14 protein-coding genes are annotated in these 17177 nt (G+C 42.5%); 6 read left to right on the forward strand and 8 right to left on the reverse strand.

Annotation, left to right across the window (positions count from 1 at the left end):
- Positions 1–92: 92 nt before the first annotated feature.
- From IPL35_09900 to IPL35_09925, 6 genes are all read right to left on the reverse strand, one after another.
- Complete coding sequence (locus IPL35_09900; protein MBK8443693.1) at positions 93–389, reverse strand: cell division protein ZapA; 297 nt, start codon at positions 387–389, stop codon at positions 93–95.
- 70 nt (positions 390–459) lie between these two features.
- Positions 460–654 carry a hypothetical protein gene (locus tag IPL35_09905; protein MBK8443694.1) on the reverse strand — a complete coding sequence of 65 codons (195 nt, stop codon included), beginning with the start codon at positions 652–654 and terminating at the stop codon, positions 460–462.
- A 225-nt stretch (positions 655–879) separates the two neighbouring features.
- Positions 880–2127, reverse strand: a complete 1248-nt coding sequence (locus IPL35_09910; protein MBK8443695.1) for a hypothetical protein — start codon at positions 2125–2127, stop codon at positions 880–882.
- Positions 2078–2359, reverse strand: coding sequence for a hypothetical protein (locus tag IPL35_09915; protein MBK8443696.1), 282 nt, complete (start codon positions 2357–2359; stop codon positions 2078–2080). The genes IPL35_09910 and IPL35_09915 overlap by 50 nt, the downstream gene beginning before the upstream one ends.
- Complete coding sequence (locus IPL35_09920; GenBank protein ID MBK8443697.1) at positions 2349–3317, reverse strand: phenylalanine--tRNA ligase subunit beta; 969 nt, start codon at positions 3315–3317, stop codon at positions 2349–2351. The genes IPL35_09915 and IPL35_09920 overlap by 11 nt, the downstream gene beginning before the upstream one ends.
- Positions 3318–3482: 165 nt before the next feature.
- Positions 3483–6104: an AAA family ATPase gene (locus IPL35_09925; protein ID MBK8443698.1), complete on the reverse strand. Its 2622-nt coding sequence runs from the start codon at positions 6102–6104 to the stop codon at positions 3483–3485.
- Between the two features lie 397 nt (positions 6105–6501).
- On the opposite strand from IPL35_09925, the gene IPL35_09930 reads away from it, so the two are divergent.
- A complete protein-coding gene (locus IPL35_09930) occupies positions 6502–10044 on the forward strand; it encodes a hypothetical protein (protein MBK8443699.1) in 3543 nt (1180 codons plus the stop codon).
- A gap of 64 nt (positions 10045–10108) precedes the next feature.
- On the opposite strand, the gene nhaA is transcribed toward IPL35_09930, so the two are convergent.
- Together nhaA and IPL35_09940 are read right to left on the reverse strand one after the other, a co-directional pair.
- On the reverse strand, positions 10109–11263 hold the full coding sequence (gene nhaA, locus IPL35_09935) for a Na+/H+ antiporter NhaA (protein ID MBK8443700.1): 1155 nt from the start codon (positions 11261–11263) through the stop codon (positions 10109–10111).
- A gap of 58 nt (positions 11264–11321) precedes the next feature.
- The gene (locus IPL35_09940) at positions 11322–12104 is read right to left on the reverse strand and encodes an MBL fold metallo-hydrolase (protein MBK8443701.1); all 783 of its coding nucleotides are present in this window, start codon (positions 12102–12104) and stop codon (positions 11322–11324) included.
- A gap of 23 nt (positions 12105–12127) precedes the next feature.
- Here IPL35_09940 and IPL35_09945 point away from each other — a divergent pair, with 23 nt between their 5' ends.
- The 5 genes from IPL35_09945 to IPL35_09965 all read left to right on the forward strand — a co-directional run bounded on the left by IPL35_09945 (position 12128) and on the right by IPL35_09965 (position 17146).
- Positions 12128–12310 (forward strand): hypothetical protein, encoded by a 183-nt coding sequence (locus IPL35_09945; GenBank protein ID MBK8443702.1) that lies wholly within the window; start codon positions 12128–12130, stop codon positions 12308–12310.
- Positions 12303–13775 (forward strand): ABC transporter permease, encoded by a 1473-nt coding sequence (locus IPL35_09950; GenBank protein ID MBK8443703.1) that lies wholly within the window; start codon positions 12303–12305, stop codon positions 13773–13775. Before IPL35_09945 ends, IPL35_09950 begins: the two co-directional genes overlap by 8 nt.
- 298 nt (positions 13776–14073) lie before the next feature.
- The gene (locus tag IPL35_09955; protein ID MBK8443704.1) at positions 14074–14595 is read left to right on the forward strand and encodes an NAD(P)H-dependent oxidoreductase subunit E; all 522 of its coding nucleotides are present in this window, start codon (positions 14074–14076) and stop codon (positions 14593–14595) included.
- Positions 14596–14652: 57 nt separating this feature from the next.
- The gene (gene nuoF, locus IPL35_09960) at positions 14653–16005 is read left to right on the forward strand and encodes an NADH-quinone oxidoreductase subunit NuoF (GenBank protein MBK8443705.1); all 1353 of its coding nucleotides are present in this window, start codon (positions 14653–14655) and stop codon (positions 16003–16005) included.
- Between the two features lie 67 nt (positions 16006–16072).
- Positions 16073–17146: a (2Fe-2S)-binding protein gene (locus IPL35_09965; protein MBK8443706.1), complete on the forward strand. Its 1074-nt coding sequence runs from the start codon at positions 16073–16075 to the stop codon at positions 17144–17146.
- The last annotated feature ends 31 nt before the right edge of the window (positions 17147–17177 follow it).

Raw genomic sequence — 17177 nt, forward strand, 5'->3', positions numbered from 1 at the left:
TTGTAAAAGCATTACCATACACTCAAAAAAAAGAACAAATAAACCCGGATATTAAAGTATATATATCAAAAAGGACGACAAAGCAGTAATATTTACAGCCGCTTTAAAAAAACGGTGAGTTGCTCTTCTAATTCTTCTATCTTGTCTAAAGATTCCTGTTGCTGAACTGATTCATATTGTTTGGATAATCCATCTACACATATCATCAAGCAGGCCATCGCCAAATGGTCTATTGTCTCTTTGGTAGGATAAATGGCTTTAAATTCAGCCATTTTTTCTTTGATGATTTTTCCTGCTTTTCGCACAATTTCTTCCTCATCAGCTTTTATTTTTAAAGGATAAGGTCGCTCTGCTATTTGCAAGATGATGCTGATGATTTCTTTATTCATTAATATTATTGAAAATAAAGCAATGATGTTATTATAACAAAAAAGAATCTTTAGTTGCCCGAAAATATATTTACTTTAAAGCAGCCAGGCATTTGTCTATGTCTTGAATGTATTGTTCTATTTTGTCTTTCAGCTGTTGGCGTTCTTCGGGTGCAGCCGATATGCCTTTTGCCAAACGCAAAAATTTATTGTTTTCTTCTAATTCGTTTATTTTTTGTTGGTGTTGTTCTATAATTTGATGTAAGCGTTGTATTTCTGATTCCAAATTTTGATTTATTTGTTGTATTTTGATATGCGTTTCCAACAGTAAATTAACCTTTTTGGATATACTGTTTAATTTTACGGATAATTCATTCATATACAAGCGATAAATTAAAAAATAGAAACGATTGCTTTAAAACATTTTTTTTAAAAAAACGGTTGCAATAATAAAATATTTTTTCTGAAAGTTTAGATAATTTTTTAAGTTGCTCTTTTTACCAATGGCTGGTTAGCGTTGTATTATGCCAAATTCTTTCACAAGTATCTCCAATATTTTTTTCATTGCTGTATCAATATCCGCATCTGTAAGCGTTTTATCAACGGCTTGCAGCACAAAGCTCAAAGCGTAGGATTTTTTTCCTGCTCCTATTTTCTGTTCGTCTTCGTATAAATCAAATATGTTTATTTCTTGTAAATATGGCGGTGCTTGCTGATATACTGCCTTTTCCAATTGTGCGTAGCTGACGGTTTTATCCAGCAACAATGCCAAATCGCGGCGCACTGACGGAAACTTCGGCAGCGGTTTGAATGTAAAAGCGTATTGTCGGCGGGCTGCTACTATATTATCCCACTGCACAATGGCTGCATATACGGGCTGTGGTATATCAAACTGCTCCAACAGTTCGGTGCGTACAGCTCCTATTTCTGCCAGCAAATGTCGGTCTGAATAATAGCCAATGCCGTACTCCAATAGTTCGCTCTCAAAAACAGTGCCCATATCCGGCTGTAGCGCAAGTCGCTGCCAAAGATATTGAAGGTGTTGTTTGAGGTCAAAAAACTGATATGCACGGCTTTTTTGCTGCCAGCTTTCGGCTTTGCTGCCACTCATCAATATCAACAGTTGTTCTGTTTCGGTATAAGTTGTATCGCTGCCGCGATGATATACTTTGCCAAATTCAAAAAAGCGGCAGTTGGTGTTTTTGTAATTCAGATTGTGGCGCACCGCCTCCAATGCTCCGCGTACCAAATCTTTGCGCAACACATCTAAATTTTTGTTCAGGCTGTTGAGCAATGTCACTGTATCCGCTTGATGATGCCCATAATATTGCGAGTTGGTCAGTGAATTGTTCATAATTTCCGAAAAGCCTCTCGCCGTCAGTGTAGTGGCGACTGTTTCGCGGAGGGCGGGTACATCGGGCGAAGGCGAGGGTGTGAGCGTGGCATAAATTGCCTGCGGAATCGGCATATTGTTGTAGCCGTAAATACGCAAAATTTCTTCTATCACATCTACTTCGCGCGTTACATCTACTTTGTTGGTAGGCACGGCAACCGTCACACTGTCTGCTGTTTCACGCGCTACGATGTCCATCTCTAATGCTGACAAAATATGCTCAATCATGGCGTTGCTGATGTCGGGAGTTCCTGCTAATTTGCGCACTTGCTCATAGCGCACTTTTACTTTTGCTTTTGCTACTACTTGCGGATATTCATCTATTATATCTGCCGTAATGGTGCCGCCTGCTATTTCCTGTATCAACAGTGCTGCACGTTGCAGAGCTTTCAGGCAGCTGTTGGCATCTGCGCCTTTTTTCGAATCGCTGTGCTGCTTCGGTGCGCAAATTGTGATATTTGGCGGTTTTTCGTACCGAAACGGCATCAAAACAGGCACTTTCCAAAAATATATCTTGGGTTTGCTCGCTTACACCCGATGCTTTTCCGCCAAAAACACCCGCAATGCACAAAGGATTATTGTTGCCGTCACAAATCATTAAATCGCCCGGCTTGCAAGCGGCGTTCCGTGCCGTCCAACGTCACAAAGGGCGTATTTTGCGGCAATGTTTGTACTACGATGGTTTTTTCGGCTATGGCGGCGGCATCAAAAGCGTGCAAAGGTTGCCCACTTTCCTGCAATACAAAATTCGTAATATCCACAATATTGTTGATGGGGTGAATACCAATTGTGGTTAGATGCTCTTGCAGCCAAGCCGGAGAAGGTGCAATGTGTACATTTTTTATCAATACACCGCAATAGCGCGTACAGCGTTCCTTGTCTTTTATAATTACCTGATAACCCGTTTTGGGTGCTTTTGCCTCAAAATGAGCCGTATCGGGTAAATTCAGTTGTATGTCCTGATTCGGAAAGCGTGTTTTTACATAAGCCGCTACATCTTTTACAATGCCTATATATGCGCCTGCATCGGAACGATTGGGCGTTAAGCCGATGGTAATTAGAGTATCAGGTGGAGGAATATTTAAAAAATGCTGCACCGCTTGTCCGACTACCGCATTTTCATCTAATACCAAAATGCCCGAATGGTCGTCACCGATACCGATTTCGTCGGCGGCACAAATCATGCCGTTGCTTTCTTCGCCGCGAATTTTGCTTTTTTTAATTTTAAAAGGCTCGCCGCCCTGCGGATACAAAGTAGTTCCAATGGTAGCAAGCACTACTTTTTGTCCGGCGGCTACATTGGGCGCACCGCACACTATTTGTAATATCTCCGTACCTGTATTTACTTGCGTAATACGCAGGCGGTCGGCATTAGGGTGCTGTATGGCACTCTGTACTTCTGCTACTATTAAACCATTCCAACGGTCGGCTTCGTGGTTGCCTATTTTTTCTATATCTTCCACTTCCAGCCCTATTTCCGTCAAAATATTGCCAATTTCTTGAACAGATAGCGGTATATTGAGATAACTTTTTAATGTATTGTAGGAGATTTTCATCTCTTAATAAAATTTTAGAATGTGCAAAGGTAATATAAATTTTGAGTTTAATACCGGTAAAACGGGCAAACCCCTGAACGTATAACAAAAAAGGCGAACCACTGTGTGTCCGCCTTTTTATCATTCATTTTTTTACTGTTAATAGTAAAATATTTTCCCGTTCTTTTAGGTACTCGGACTGCGGTAGCCGATGCGGGGGCGGTTGATGTTCCATTCAAAGTTGCCCACTTTATCCAAAAATCGTACATCTTCGCCACTGATGGTGCGAATGGTGTCGGTGTCGCGCTCGGCTTTTTCTATGGCGGCAAGGCGCAAATTCTGACCTTTGATGATTTCGCGCACTGTATTGCGCACCAAGCGTCCGTTTCCGAAATAGCGGTCTTTGGTCGCTAATTGATTTTTGAAATAAGTTTCCAACATTTCTGCGCCTTCGGCAGAAAGATGGTACTGCTCGCCTGCAAAAATTTGCTGCGCTATCTGCATCAATTCCTCAATGGAATAATCTTTAAATTCAATGGTACGGTCAAAGCGGGATTTTAAGCCCGGATTGGACTCTATAAACTGCTTCATCGGTTCAGGATAGCCCGCTACTACCACCGCAAACTGACCGTTTTGGTCTTCCATGCGTTTGAGGAGGGTTTCTATGGCTTCTGCTCCAAAATCATTTGTGCCGCGTTGCACCAAAGCGTATGCTTCATCAATAAATAATACTCCACCTTGTGCTTCATCTATTTTTTGGGCTGTTTTGATGGCGGTTTGTCCTACAAAACCCGCTACCAAAGATTGGCGGTCGCCTTCTACCAAATGCCCGCGTTCCAAAATGCCCAATGCTTTGTAAATTTTGGCAAGAATGCGTGCTACGGTTGTTTTGCCCGTGCCCGGATTGCCCACAAATACGGTGTGCAAAGAGAAATGATTCAGTACATTTTTACCAATTTCTTTGTAATAACGCACCAGGGTAATGAGTTTGCGAACTTCATCTTTGATATTTTCCATTCCTATCAAAGCGTTCAATTCTTTGAGTGCGGCTTGCAATAATTCTTCTTCTATCGGAATATCCGGCAACTCTACTTTTTGACTTTGGAATACTTTTTCAAAATCTTCTACGATGATGGTGGATAGTTCTTCCTGATTTAATTGGTGCGGATTCGGCAATTTCATTACACGCAAACCTAAATTTATTTTTGCTTGCTCCACCAACCAGTTTACATAGCGGGCGTTGCCGAAAAATCGGTTGCGCGAGCGATAGGCTTCTACTATTTTGTCGTACAAATACGCTTTGGCTTGCGGTGTGATATTGACACGGCGGTCGGTGGCGGCGTATTCGGCAATATCGGCGAGTTCCTGAGGCAGGTAGTCGGGAAATTCGAACCATACATTCAGACGCGATTGTAAGCCGGAGTTGGCATCTAAAAAGGTGCGCATTTCGGCAGGATAACCGGCGAAGATAATGGCAATGTCGCCTTTGCCGTCGCTCATTTCTTTGATTAAAATTTCTATTACCTCGCGCCCGAAGTCTTTGGCATCGTCCAACGAGCGGGCAAGGCTGTATGCTTCATCTACAAACAAAATGCCGCCGCGGGCTTTTTTAATTGCTTCTTTTACTTTCGGGGCGGTTTGTCCGATGTATTCGCCTACGAGTTCGGAACGATCCACTTCATATACGTGCCCTTTGGACAATAAGCCCATTTTGTGGTAAATTTTGCCCAGCATTTTGGCAACGCTGGTTTTTCCGGTACCCGGATTACCGGTGAATATGGCGTGCAATTGTATGGAGGATTCGTCATCAAAGCCTTTTTCGCTGCGCAAACGGATAAACCGCAAATATTCGGCGTAGTCGCGCACTTTTTGTTTGATAGTTTTCAAACCGATGAGGCTGTCCAAACTTTCCAGCACCTCTTCTAAGTTTTTTTCGCGCTCAATGATGCGCTTGGCGGTGCGTGTGCCTCCTGATAAATAGGCTTCGTTCATTCCTTCTTCGAAGTGCTCGCCCACTTCAAATGGCAAAATGGCAATGAGCTGATCCATAAATACGATTTCTACCGTATAACGCCCCACAAACCAAGAGCCGCTGCCGTCAGAACCCCAACCTGACGTAATCGTGAAGGTTTCGTCTTTATCGGTGATTTGGCGCAACTCTGCGGTGTCGCCTTTGAGCAAATGTGCTTCGTTGTAGAAATTAAAGCTCAGTTCACAATGCCAAGGTTCGGGAAACAGGTTGTTGTGAAAATTAAATTCGACAAAAACGAAACGTGTTTCTTTTGCATCGAATTTTTTCATGTATGTCCTGTTTTCTCTCGGCGTACTGATGTCGTTGCTTTCGTAGAGTTTGATGGACTCTATATTAAAATAGGGGTTTTTACTCTCCGAAACCACGCCCATATCTTCTACATAAAAACGATTGACGGCTACTACTTCGCCGTCTATTATCGCTTCCCATTCGTAGATGCCTTTTTTCCAGTATGCTCCTTTCTTTTTATTGCCCCACCCCTCGCGAATGTAGATAATGGGGTCTTCTTTGCTGATGGAACGATTTACGTCCAACGAACACATTTCAGTACGCTTATTGCCTTTAAAGGTATAGGCTTTGAGCGTAATTTTGATGTCCCAATCGCGCTGGTCGAAGAGTTTGTTGTAAAAAGAAAGCTCGGCGTAGATATATGAGGTTTCGGAGCGTTCAAAAACACGCTTGTATCGCTTATTGCGCCCCGCCAACCATTCGGCAGAGCCATATATTTTTAAATCCTTGAATTTATAAAATTCTTTTACAGATATTGTATCGCTCATATTTGTTATTGACAGGTTTTTTAAGTTTTTTTTAAAAAAATTTATTTCCTCTTTGTGGAGTAAATACGTAATAAAATGATTTGTATAACAAAATATATGGCTGTTTGGGTTCGTTAAAAATGGCAAAATATATACCTAAACGCTTATTTTTTTTAAAAACCTGATTTTATGCTGTTATTTTTATTAAAATTGTCCGTTTTTAGAGATTTATTGTACTATTTTGAGTATTATGACGAATATGTATGATTAAAGTTGCATTTGTTTTTTTTACAAAATAAAGACAATTATTTCCATTTTTTGTACAAAATTGTGCCTTGCTTAAACTGAATATAACATCGTGGCGTTATATTTTATCATTGATATTTTGCATTGTTGATTTATAAAATTAATAAAAACGTTGAAAAAACATTTGGCGGTTTCTTATATATATTGCGGTTGGCTGTTGTTGATGGCTTGGCTGTGGTGTGGTACTGCGGTTCAGGCACAACATTTTCAGACGAACTTCGGCAAAAATCGTGTGCAATACCACGATTATGAGTGGTCGTTTTATGAAAGCGACAACTTTTTGGTGTATTTTTATCAGGGCGGGCAGGATTTGGCTAAATATACCTTAGCTGTTGCCGAAACTGCTGTTCCGCTTATTGAATCTAAATTGGAACATCGCCTGTCGAGTAAAATTGAATTGCTGGTGTATCATAATAACTCCGACTTACGCCAAACCAATATCGGCGGCGGTATGGACAACATCACCAACAGTGGCGGCACTATGCAAATTGTGGGTAATAAGGTATTTGTGTATTTCAACGGCGACCACGAGGAACTGAGCCGTCAGATTAAGCGCGGTATTGCCAAAGTGTATTTTGATAATTTATTGTTTGGAACTACTTTGCAGGAAATCGTGCAAAATGCGGTGCTGCTCAATTTGCCAGTTTGGTTTGTTGATGGCTTGGTGGCGCATATTGGTAGCGGTTGGAACGAAGCCCTTGACCATCGGCTGCATTTGGCTTATGTTAATGGTGATTTGGAAAAATTTCACCGCTTGCAGGGCGATGATGCTGCTTTTGCCGGACAAGCATTTTGGCATTATATCACCACTCAATATGGCGATTACAGCGTGCCCAATATCCTCTATCTTACCCGCATACACCGCAGCAGCGACAACGGCTTTATTTATGTACTCGGCAAAAATACCGAAATGCTCATTGAGGAATGGAAAAGTTATTTGCAGGCAAATTATGCAGATATGGAGTGGAGACAGGATTTTTCGGACGATGACTTGATTTGGACTTTTAAACAAAAACGCAGCAATATTCAAATTGATAATATCCAACTCAATCCCAAGGGGCAGCAATTTTCTTATGCCAGCAACGACAATGGCTTGCTCAAGGTTTTTGTATATGATACAGAGAAAAAAAGAAAAAAACGTTTGTTGCGCTCCGGTATGCGCAGCTACAACTTGCCCGTAGAGCATAATTATCCCCTTTTGGCGTGGAGTCGTAGTGGCGATAAAATGGCTATTGTGTATGAAAAACGCGACCGTATTATTTTGAAATTATACGAACCCGATACCAAAAAATCTGAATCTTACGACATTACCAAATTCCAGCAAGTGGCAGGGCTTTGTTTTACGGATAATAATAATGAACTCATATTGTCGGCGATGCGCAACGGGCAAATGGATTTATTTACTTACACCATTTCCAGCACCAAAGTAACACCGCTTACCAACGATTTTTTTGACGATTTAGACCCCGCTTTTGTAAAAATAGGCGAAAGGCGCGGCGTGGTTTTTGCTTCCAACCGATACAGCGATACCCTTCGCGTGGAACGCTTCGACTCTATTATGCCCGCCCCGCATTTTGACATCTTCTTTTATGATTTTTCCAAAGAAACCGAAACACAACAGCTCACTCAATTGAGCCATACGCCTTTATCCAACGAACGGCAGCCATATAGCTACGACACGCTGTTTACTTTTTTGAGTGATGATAATGGTATCAATAACCGGCATTTGGCGCATTTTGATAGTGTGCAGGTGCGCACGGATACTTTGGTGTATTTTAAAGGCGACAGCGTTATTACCAATCCGGCTTACAGCTTGGATAGTTTGCAGGCAGAAATTAAAAAAATAGTGTTGAAGCCCATCAAAAAAGAAATTGGAAAAGTATATGGTGTATCAGATTATATGCAGAGTATAGAGGAGCAAAGTGTGACCTGGAATAAAGAGGGCTTGCAATTGGTTGATGATGACAAAAAATATAAATTGTATCGTTTTAAAGCTCCGCAGTTGAGCGAAAAACGCAGCGTCAGCGATACGCCCTACAAAGCGGCTTTGCGCCGCCAAGCGGGAACACTCGAAGATAATGCTGCCGATAATGCTGCCGTAAAAAAAGATACTGCCTTACTCATCAGCAATAATCAGTTTTATAGAGGTTTGGGTTCTAATCCGCCGACAAATGTTGCCACCAACAAGGTTGGTGAAGAAGCAGTTGAAACTTCTTCATCAAATGTTAGGAACACCCATACCGCCGCTTCTAAAAAAACCGAAAACCCCTTCGACCTCCAAAGTGAGTTTGATTGGCTGGAGGCGATGCAGGCGGCTCAGGGCGATACGTTGCGCAGTGTGCAAGCTGATGGTTTGGTGGAGCGTGCCAATGCTTTGCGCCGCTCGCGGGTGCGTACTTATGCCCCAAAATTTGCGGTGGACTATGTGGTGGCACAATTCGACAACAGTATTGTTTTTAATGAATACGAAAATTTTCAAACTACCCTATCGCCCGGTATTTTTAGCCCCGAATTAGATGGTTTTTTGCGCTTTGGAACGAGTGATTTATTTGAAGATTATAAAGTTGTTGGCGGTTTCCGCTTGCCTGTCAATCTGAATGGTTCGGAATATTTTGCAGAATTGCAAAACCTAAAAAAACGCTTGGATAAAAAAATATTCCTTTATCGTAAAAGCGAAAAAAACTCTTTCTCTTTTGGCGATAATGGCGTGTATCCGGTAAAAAACATCACACTTTATGCACAAGGCTCTTTGATATATCCTTTGGATATGGCGCAAAGTTTTCGTTTGCACGGCGGCTATCGCAACGACCGCGTTATTTTACTCAGCACCGACTATCCGTCTATGCTGGCGGGTTCTTATGAGGAAGACTGGGCAAATTTTAAATTGGAATATATATATGATAATACGATTCCCATCAATATTAATATCCTCAACGGCACACGCCTGAAAATTTATACCGAATTGCGCCGCCAGTTTGATATGGCTCTCAATGATACTGTTGCTCGTTTCAAACTCATCAATCCCGGCACTTTGGGTATCGTGGGTTTTGATGCCCGCCACTACGAAAAAATACATCGCAATATTATATGGGCGAGCCGGCTTACCGGTGCTGCTTCTTTCGGCAACCGTAAAATGATTTATTATTTGGGTGCGGTGGATAATTGGTTGGTATTTAATCAAGACCGCCGCTTTGATTACAGCACACCTATTGATTACGATGCAGGCTATGCGTATCAGGCAATGGCTCCGAACTTACGCGGCTTTAAATCCAATGTACGAAACGGCAGCAATTTTCTGTTGCTCAATACCGAACTCCGCATACCTTTGTTTGCTTATTTTTCTGCCAAACCTATTCGCTCCAAATTATTGCAACATTTTCAGGTGGTGGGTTTCTTTGATGCAGGAACGGCTTGGGCAAAGGGAACTCCTTGGAGTGCCGAAAATCGTTATTATACTTATCAATACGGCGATCCGGCAGTGCAGCCGGTGGTGGTGCAGGTCAATTATTTCAAAGACCCCATCGTGTATGGATACGGATTTGGTGTGCGTTCCAAAATATTCGGCTATTTTGCTAAGGTGGATTGGGCTTGGGGCATAGATAACGGCAAACGCTCCGACCGTTTTGTATATCTTTCGTTGGGTACGGATTTTTAATCTATTAAACTCAAATTATCATCTGAAAATTTATTTTTTTATGTCTGCTCCGTTTTTTTGTGCATCAATTTTTTGCCTCCGATGCAGCAGGTAGGATATTGCGCAAAATGATATAGCCCGCTATACCTGACAATAAAGAAGCTATTAAAATACTTAATTTCAGTTCGTTGATGAGGCTGTCGCTATCAAAAGCAAGTAGCGCAATAAAAATTGACATCGTAAATCCTATACCGCCCAATATACTAACTCCCGCAATTTGTTTTAAATTTAATTCGGGCGATAAACTGCAAATGCCTATCGCTGCCGCTGCCGCCGTAAAAAGCGTAATCCCCAAAGGTTTGCCTATTACCAATCCGGCTATTACACCCAAGTTATGCGGCATTGTCCATACATTGCTTATCTGTGATGTATCTATCGTAAAAGCCGTATTGGCTAATGCAAAAATCGGTAAAATAAAAAAAGCCACGGGTTTGTGTAGTATGTGTTGTAAAATATAAGAAACCGACTGCTCTTTGCCATCGCCAAAAGGAATAGCAAAAGCCAGCAACACACCTGTGATAGTAGCATGAATACCTGAATGTAGCAGCGCATACCACATTGCCACGCCACCTACCAGATAAGGTAATAAACGGTGTACTTTTAAACGATTGAGTATCAATAATACCGCAAAAATCCCCATAGCTGCCCCTAAATAGCCCCACGCAATGCTTTTGGAATAAAACAGCGCAATAACCAAAATAGCACCCAAATCATCAATAACTGCCAATGCTGTCAAAAATACCTTCATAGTAAGCGGCACTCGATTGCCCAGCAACGATAAAATACCCAACGCAAAGGCAATATCCGTTGCCATTGCAATGCCCGCACCATCTTGTGCGGCAGTAGCATAATTAAATAGCATATAGATACCTGCCGGAACTAACATACCGCCCAAAGCTCCTACAATGGGTAATAGTGCATCTTTAATATTGGATAGCTCGCCCTGATACAACTCACGCTCCAATTCCAAACCTATCAACAAAAAGAAAATTGTCATCAAGCCGTCATTCACCCAGTGTGTAAGGCTGTGCTGTGCAATATTTATATGCCAAAAATGTTGGTAAGTTGCCCCAACAGATGAATTGTTCCAAAGCAAAGAAACTAATGTACAGATAATTAAAATAACGCCTCCGGCTTTCTCGCTGTCAAAAAATTCTTTAAATAAACGGGTAGCTTGCATATTTAATATTGGAGCTTTTAAAAAAAGTGATGATAAAAAGTAAATCTGTTGAAGAGCATTAAAGTTCCACCGTCAGCCCGTCATACGCCAAAGCGATGTGTGGCGGCAACGCAGCATTGATGTCGGCGTGCCGCCCCAACTGATGGCTGATATGCGTAAAATACGTCTGCCGTGCGCCAATCCGTTGAGCAATATCAATGGCTTGCTCAAGTGTAAAATGCGAAATATGAGGTTGGTGGCGCAGCGCATTGAGTACCAAAATTTCTGTTCCTTTTATTTTGTCTATTTCCTCGTCCTCAATATAATTGGCATCTGTAATATAAGTAAAATCGCCTATCCTGAATCCCAACACCGGCAGTTGGTGGTGCATCACCTCTATGGGTTGCAGAGTAATATCGCCCACTGTAAATGCGTGCTTTTTTGAAATACGGTGCAATGTTATTTGAGGAATACCCGGATAGTCGTTGTCAAAAATATAACTAAAACTATTGCGAATGGCTTGCTCTACGAGTGCATCGGTATAAAAAGGGATTTTTTTGGCGTTCATAAAATTAAAAGCGCGGATTTCATCTAAACCGCCCAAGTGGTCGCGGTGTTCGTGCGTCATTACTACGGCATCCAGGCAAGCCACGCGATGGCGCAACATCTGCTGCCGAAAATCAGGACCGACATCTATCGCCAATGTGGTGTTGGGGCTTTGTACCAACAACGACGACCGCAAACGTTGGTCGTGCGGGTCGCCGGAAGTGCATACCGCGCAAGAGCAGGCAACCATCGGCACTCCCAAAGAAGTACCCGTTCCTAAAAAAGTAAAGCGTAATGTTGATGTGCTTGCTGTCATATAGCTTCTTCTTGTACAACTGTATGGCAAAACAGGATAATGGCATTTCTCTGTATAAAAAATATTTCTTACCCTGCTTTTTATTTTTTGATGTTGGTGAAAATAGTAATAAAGTATTTTTTTCTTATAAAAATCTGCTTATTATTGCAAAAACTATCATTTTGATGCTTTTCGGTTCAATAATAAAATATACTCGGCATGTTTAAATATATCTTCAAGCGTATTTTTATCTTCATTCCTACTTTGTTAGCCATTTCGCTCCTTACTTTTATATTGAGCAATAATGCCCCGGGCGACCCCGTAGAGACGATGCTCAAAGCTCAAAATGACCAAGGGCAGGCAGCAAATTTGCAAGCTAACGAAAAAGCTTATCTAGAAAAACGCGCCGAATTAGGTTTGGATTTACCTATTTTTTATTTCGCGCTCTCTAATACTGCACGCCCCGATACCCTCCATTATCTGGCAAAACGAAGCCACCGCGATAATCTCGAACGACTCATCTATCAATACGGCAACTGGGATAAAATACAATCTTATTATCAAAATATTCGCCAGATGGAGATTCAAACTGCTTCTGTTCCGTCTGATTCTCTCAATGCCGATGCCTTGATTGCCGTGCGAAGCCAAATTCAAAAATTATACATCGAACCCAAACCCGACCTGACCCGACAAGCTTTGGACAGCTTGCAATTTACGATAAAAGGACAAAGCAGTTTGGCAACTTTGCAACCCGCACTTACTGCCCTACAAAATGCCGACCAAACTATGCAACAAACTGCTACACGCTGGAAAAATTTTGTTCCTTCGTTCAAATGGTACGGGTTGCACAATCAGTATCATCGCTGGTTTTTTGGCGATAGAGCCTGGTTCGGTAAAGTTGATAGCAACAAAACTTTTGGTGGATTTATTCGAGGTGATTTTGGAAAATCGTACAGCGACTCTCGTCCGGTAGCTTCAAAAATCGGCGATGCCATTCGCTGGACAATGCTCATCAGCTTTTTGTCTATCCTTATTACTTATTTGGTTGCCATACCTTTGGGGGTGAGTTCGGCTATATCCAAAGGCAGCCTGAAAGATCAAGTTATTACTACCTCCCTTTTTATGCTCTATTCTATTCCGAGCTTTTGGATAGCTACGCTTCTGATTATGTTCTTTGGCGGTGGCGATTATTTAGATTGGTTTCCGCCTTACGGTGTAGGTGGCGACTTAGCCGCCAATGCCGGATTTTTTGCCCAACTCAAAGACCGCGCCATGCATTTGGTAATGCCTCTTATTTGCTGGACTTACGACTCTTTTGCCTATTTGTCCCGACAAATGCGCGGCGGTATGCTCAATGTTTTGCGTCAGGATTATATCCGCACCGCTCGTTCCAAGGGCTTGCCCGAAAACAAAATAGTTTGGAAACACGCCTTTCGCAATTCCCTCCTGCCTATTATTACTTTGTTTTCAAGTGTATTTCCTTTGATGATTAGCGGTGCTATCGCTTTGGAAATTATCTTTTCTATTCCGGGTATGGGAAAAATGGCTTACGAAGCCTTGATAGCCCGCGATTATCCGGTAGTTTTTACCGTGATGATGTTTTCTTCCATTCTTACTTTAGTAGGATATTTGGTAAGCGATATTCTATATGCTATCGTAGATCCGCGCATTACTTTCAGTGATTCAAAATAGGAGGCTATTCAAAAAAGTAATTTTTGTTCTGTTTTTTTTACTTATAAAACAAACTGACAATAAGCATAGAAACAATACCGTATTGGTAAAAAATTTCAAAAAATGTTTTATAATAAATTGATTATCACTGTTTTATAAAATAATTTTTTCTTCAAAAATCATAGCTGTTAAAAATCCTCTCTAAAGGTCGCTTTTTTTCAATAACTTTGCATTTCTTTTGCAGCACTTTTTTTGTAAAAGTGTTTTTTAAAATCAGCAAAAGTGATATTTCAATTGTTATTTTGAAAAAATTAAAGCGATGAGTTCAGAAAATCGGCAACAAGTAGCGTTTTCTCCCGAACGCTTGCAGCAAGTACACAGCATCATTGCCCGCTATCCCGAAGGAAAACAAAAATCGGCAATATTGCCTATTATGCACCTCGCCCAAACCGACTTCGGGTGGATGAGTGTGCCTGTGATGGATTATGTGGCTTCGCTGCTGCATATAGAGCCTATTGAAGTATATGAAGTGGCTACTTTTTATACGATGTTTCATTTGGAGCCGGTGGGCAAATATACTTTGGAAGTGTGCCGCACAGGACCGTGTATGCTGCGTGGCAGCGACCAACTGTTGGAGTATTTGCAAAATAAACTCGGCGTTGGTATCAATGAAATCACTCCCGACGGGCGTTTTACCATCAAAACTGTGGAGTGCTTGGCAGCTTGCGGCGGTGCACCTTGTTTGCAGGTAAAACTCAAATCTTTAGACGGAGCGTATCAGTATTACGAAAATCTAAATTCTCAAAAAATAGACGAACTCATAGAAAAAGAGTGGATATAATATATACTATCCGCTTTATTTTTCTTTTTTTGATTTGCAAAGCATTTATTCCAAAATATGCCTATCAAAATACTCACCGAACATATTGGCAATACGCCCAATTTGCATCAGTTTAGCGTATATCGCGCCAAAGGCGGCTATCGTGCCGTAGAAAAAGCCCTTAAAAGCCTGACCCCCGACGAAGTAACCGAAGAAGTGAAAAAATCGGGCTTGCGCGGGCGCGGCGGTGCGGGTTTTCCGGCGGGAATGAAATGGAGTTTTCTTGCTAAACCCGAAGGTGTGCCGCGCTATTTGGTGTGTAATGCCGACGAGTCAGAACCCGGAACATTCAAAGACCGCTATTTGATGATGAATAATCCGCACGCCCTCATTGAGGGTATGATAGTGGCGAGCTATTCTTTGGGTGCGCGTACTTCGTATATTTATGTGCGCGGAGAAATGTTGTATGTGATACAAATATTGGAGCGTGCCATCGCCGAAGCTGAAGCCAACGGATTTTTGGGTAAAAATATTTTGGGCAGCGATTATTCGCTGAACTTGTATGTGCACCCGGGCGGCGGTGCTTATATCTGCGGCGAAGAAACGGCACTGCTCGAAAGTTTGGAGGGCAAACGCGGCAATCCGCGCAATAAGCCGCCTTTTCCGGCTGTGAAAGGTTTGTATCAATGCCCGACAGTGGTGAATAATGTAGAAACCATTGCCGCCACTTCGTGGATAATCAATAATGGCGGCGATGAATATGCCAAAATTGGAGTGGGCAAAAGCACAGGCACTAAATTAATTTCGGCAAGTGGGCATATCCGCAAGCCGGGTGTGTATGAAATAGAATTGGGCGTTCCGGTTGAGGAATTTATTTACAGCGATGAGTATTGCGGCGGTATGTGGCACGCCGACAGCCGCCTGAAAGCAGTGGTAGCGGGCGGCTCGTCAGTACCTATTTTGCCTACTCAACTGATTTTGAAAACCGCACAGGGCGAGCCACGACTGATGACCTACGAAAGTCTTTCGGACGGAGGTTTTGTAAGCGGCACCATGTTGGGTTCGGGCGGATTTATTGCTATGGATGAAAGTGCCTGCATCGTGCGCAATACCTGGAATTTTTCCCGTTTTTATCATCACGAAAGTTGCGGACAATGTAGCCCCTGCCGCGAAGGAACGGGGTGGCTAGAGAAAGTGCTGCACCGCATTGAACACGGACACGGACATAGCCGCGATATAGATTTGTTGGTGGACATTGCTAAAAAAATAGAAGGCAAAACTATTTGTCCCTTGGGCGAGGCGGCGGCTTGGCCTGTGGGCAGTGCCATTCGCCATTTCCGCCACGAATTTGAATGGCATGTGAGCCACCCCCACGAAGCAACCCGCCCCAATGCCGTATATCGCGGAGCGGCAGCGGAGAGTGTGGTGTAGCAAGGAGAAGCGTTTCGTTAAGATTAATTTTATCTTCAATCAGCAACAAATTTTCATTCTTTTTTCCATGGAACAAACACCAGCACCTCAGCTTTTTAAACTTACCTTTGATAATATAGAAATAGAAGTAGAACCCGGCACCACCATTTTGCAAGCGGCGCGCCGCATCGGTGGCGAAGTAGTGCCGCCTGCTATGTGTTTTTATACGCCACTCAAAGGAAGCGGCGGAAAATGTCGTACCTGCTTGGTAAAAGTGACGCAGGGCAGCGCAAAAGACCCGCGCCCGATGCCTAAATTAGTACCTTCGTGCATTACTACCGTGCAAGATGGTATGGTGGTGCAAAATACTACCAGCCCCGAAGTACTCGAAGCACGCGAAGGTGTCGTGGAGTTTTTGCTCATTAATCACCCTTTGGATTGCCCCATCTGCGACCAAGCCGGCGAATGTCATTTGCAAGATTTGTCTTACGAACACGGCAAAGCCGCTACGCGATACGAAGAAGAACGCCGAACTTATGATATGACCGATTTGGGTCCTTATATCAAACTGCACATGAACCGTTGTATTTTGTGCTATCGCTGTGTATTTACCGCCGACCAAATTACCAACCAACGCGTACACGGCGTACTCAACAGAGGTGATGCCGCCGAAATAGGAACGTATATATCCAAAGCCATTGACAATGATTTTTCGGGCAATATGATAGATGTATGTCCGGTGGGTGCACTCACCGACAAAACCTACCGCTTCAAAAGTCGCGTGTGGTTCTCCAAACCCTACGATGCCCACCGCAACTGCGATAAGTGCTGCGGCAAAGTGCTTTTGTGGTACAAAGGCGAAGACATAATCCGTGTAACGGCACGCAAAGATACCTATGGCGAAGTGGAAGCTTTTATTTGTAATACCTGCCGCTTCGAAACCAAACGCACCGCCGATTGGGTAATAGAAGGCGAAAGTAAAATAAGCCGCCACTCGGTAATCGGGCAAAATAAACGCCGCAAAACGTTGCTCCCTGCATTTCCGCTCAAACAGGCGCAAGAACAATACAAACAAATTGATGATGTGCGCGAACCTTCAAAACTTAATTATGAAGAATCACGCCTGAAAAATGATCTCACTAAAAGTAAATTTGATAAATAAATGTTGAGTAAAATATCAAATGATGATTATT

This window comes from Sphingobacteriales bacterium, assembly GCA_016711285.1.
Lineage (GTDB): Bacteria > Bacteroidota > Bacteroidia > Chitinophagales > UBA2359 > JADJTG01.

Excerpts from the sequence above, each read along its gene's own strand:
- IPL35_09900 (MBK8443693.1), bottom strand. The coding sequence starts at position 389 with ATGAATAAAGAAATCATCAGCATCATCTTGCAAATAGCAGAGCGACCT.
- IPL35_09915 (MBK8443696.1), bottom strand. The coding sequence starts at position 2,359 with ATGATTTGTGACGGCAACAATAATCCTTTGTGCATTGCGGGTGTTTTT.
- IPL35_09920 (MBK8443697.1), bottom strand. The coding sequence starts at position 3,317 with ATGAAAATCTCCTACAATACATTAAAAAGTTATCTCAATATACCGCTA.
- IPL35_09925 (MBK8443698.1), bottom strand. The coding sequence starts at position 6,104 with ATGAGCGATACAATATCTGTAAAAGAATTTTATAAATTCAAGGATTTA.
- nhaA (MBK8443700.1), bottom strand. The coding sequence starts at position 11,263 with ATGCAAGCTACCCGTTTATTTAAAGAATTTTTTGACAGCGAGAAAGCC.
- IPL35_09940 (MBK8443701.1), bottom strand. The coding sequence starts at position 12,104 with ATGACAGCAAGCACATCAACATTACGCTTTACTTTTTTAGGAACGGGT.
- IPL35_09945 (MBK8443702.1), top strand. The coding sequence starts at position 12,128 with ATGGCAAAACAGGATAATGGCATTTCTCTGTATAAAAAATATTTCTTA.
- IPL35_09950 (MBK8443703.1), top strand. The coding sequence starts at position 12,303 with ATGTTTAAATATATCTTCAAGCGTATTTTTATCTTCATTCCTACTTTG.
- IPL35_09955 (MBK8443704.1), top strand. The coding sequence starts at position 14,074 with ATGAGTTCAGAAAATCGGCAACAAGTAGCGTTTTCTCCCGAACGCTTG.
- nuoF (MBK8443705.1), top strand. The coding sequence starts at position 14,653 with ATGCCTATCAAAATACTCACCGAACATATTGGCAATACGCCCAATTTG.
- IPL35_09965 (MBK8443706.1), top strand. The coding sequence starts at position 16,073 with ATGGAACAAACACCAGCACCTCAGCTTTTTAAACTTACCTTTGATAAT.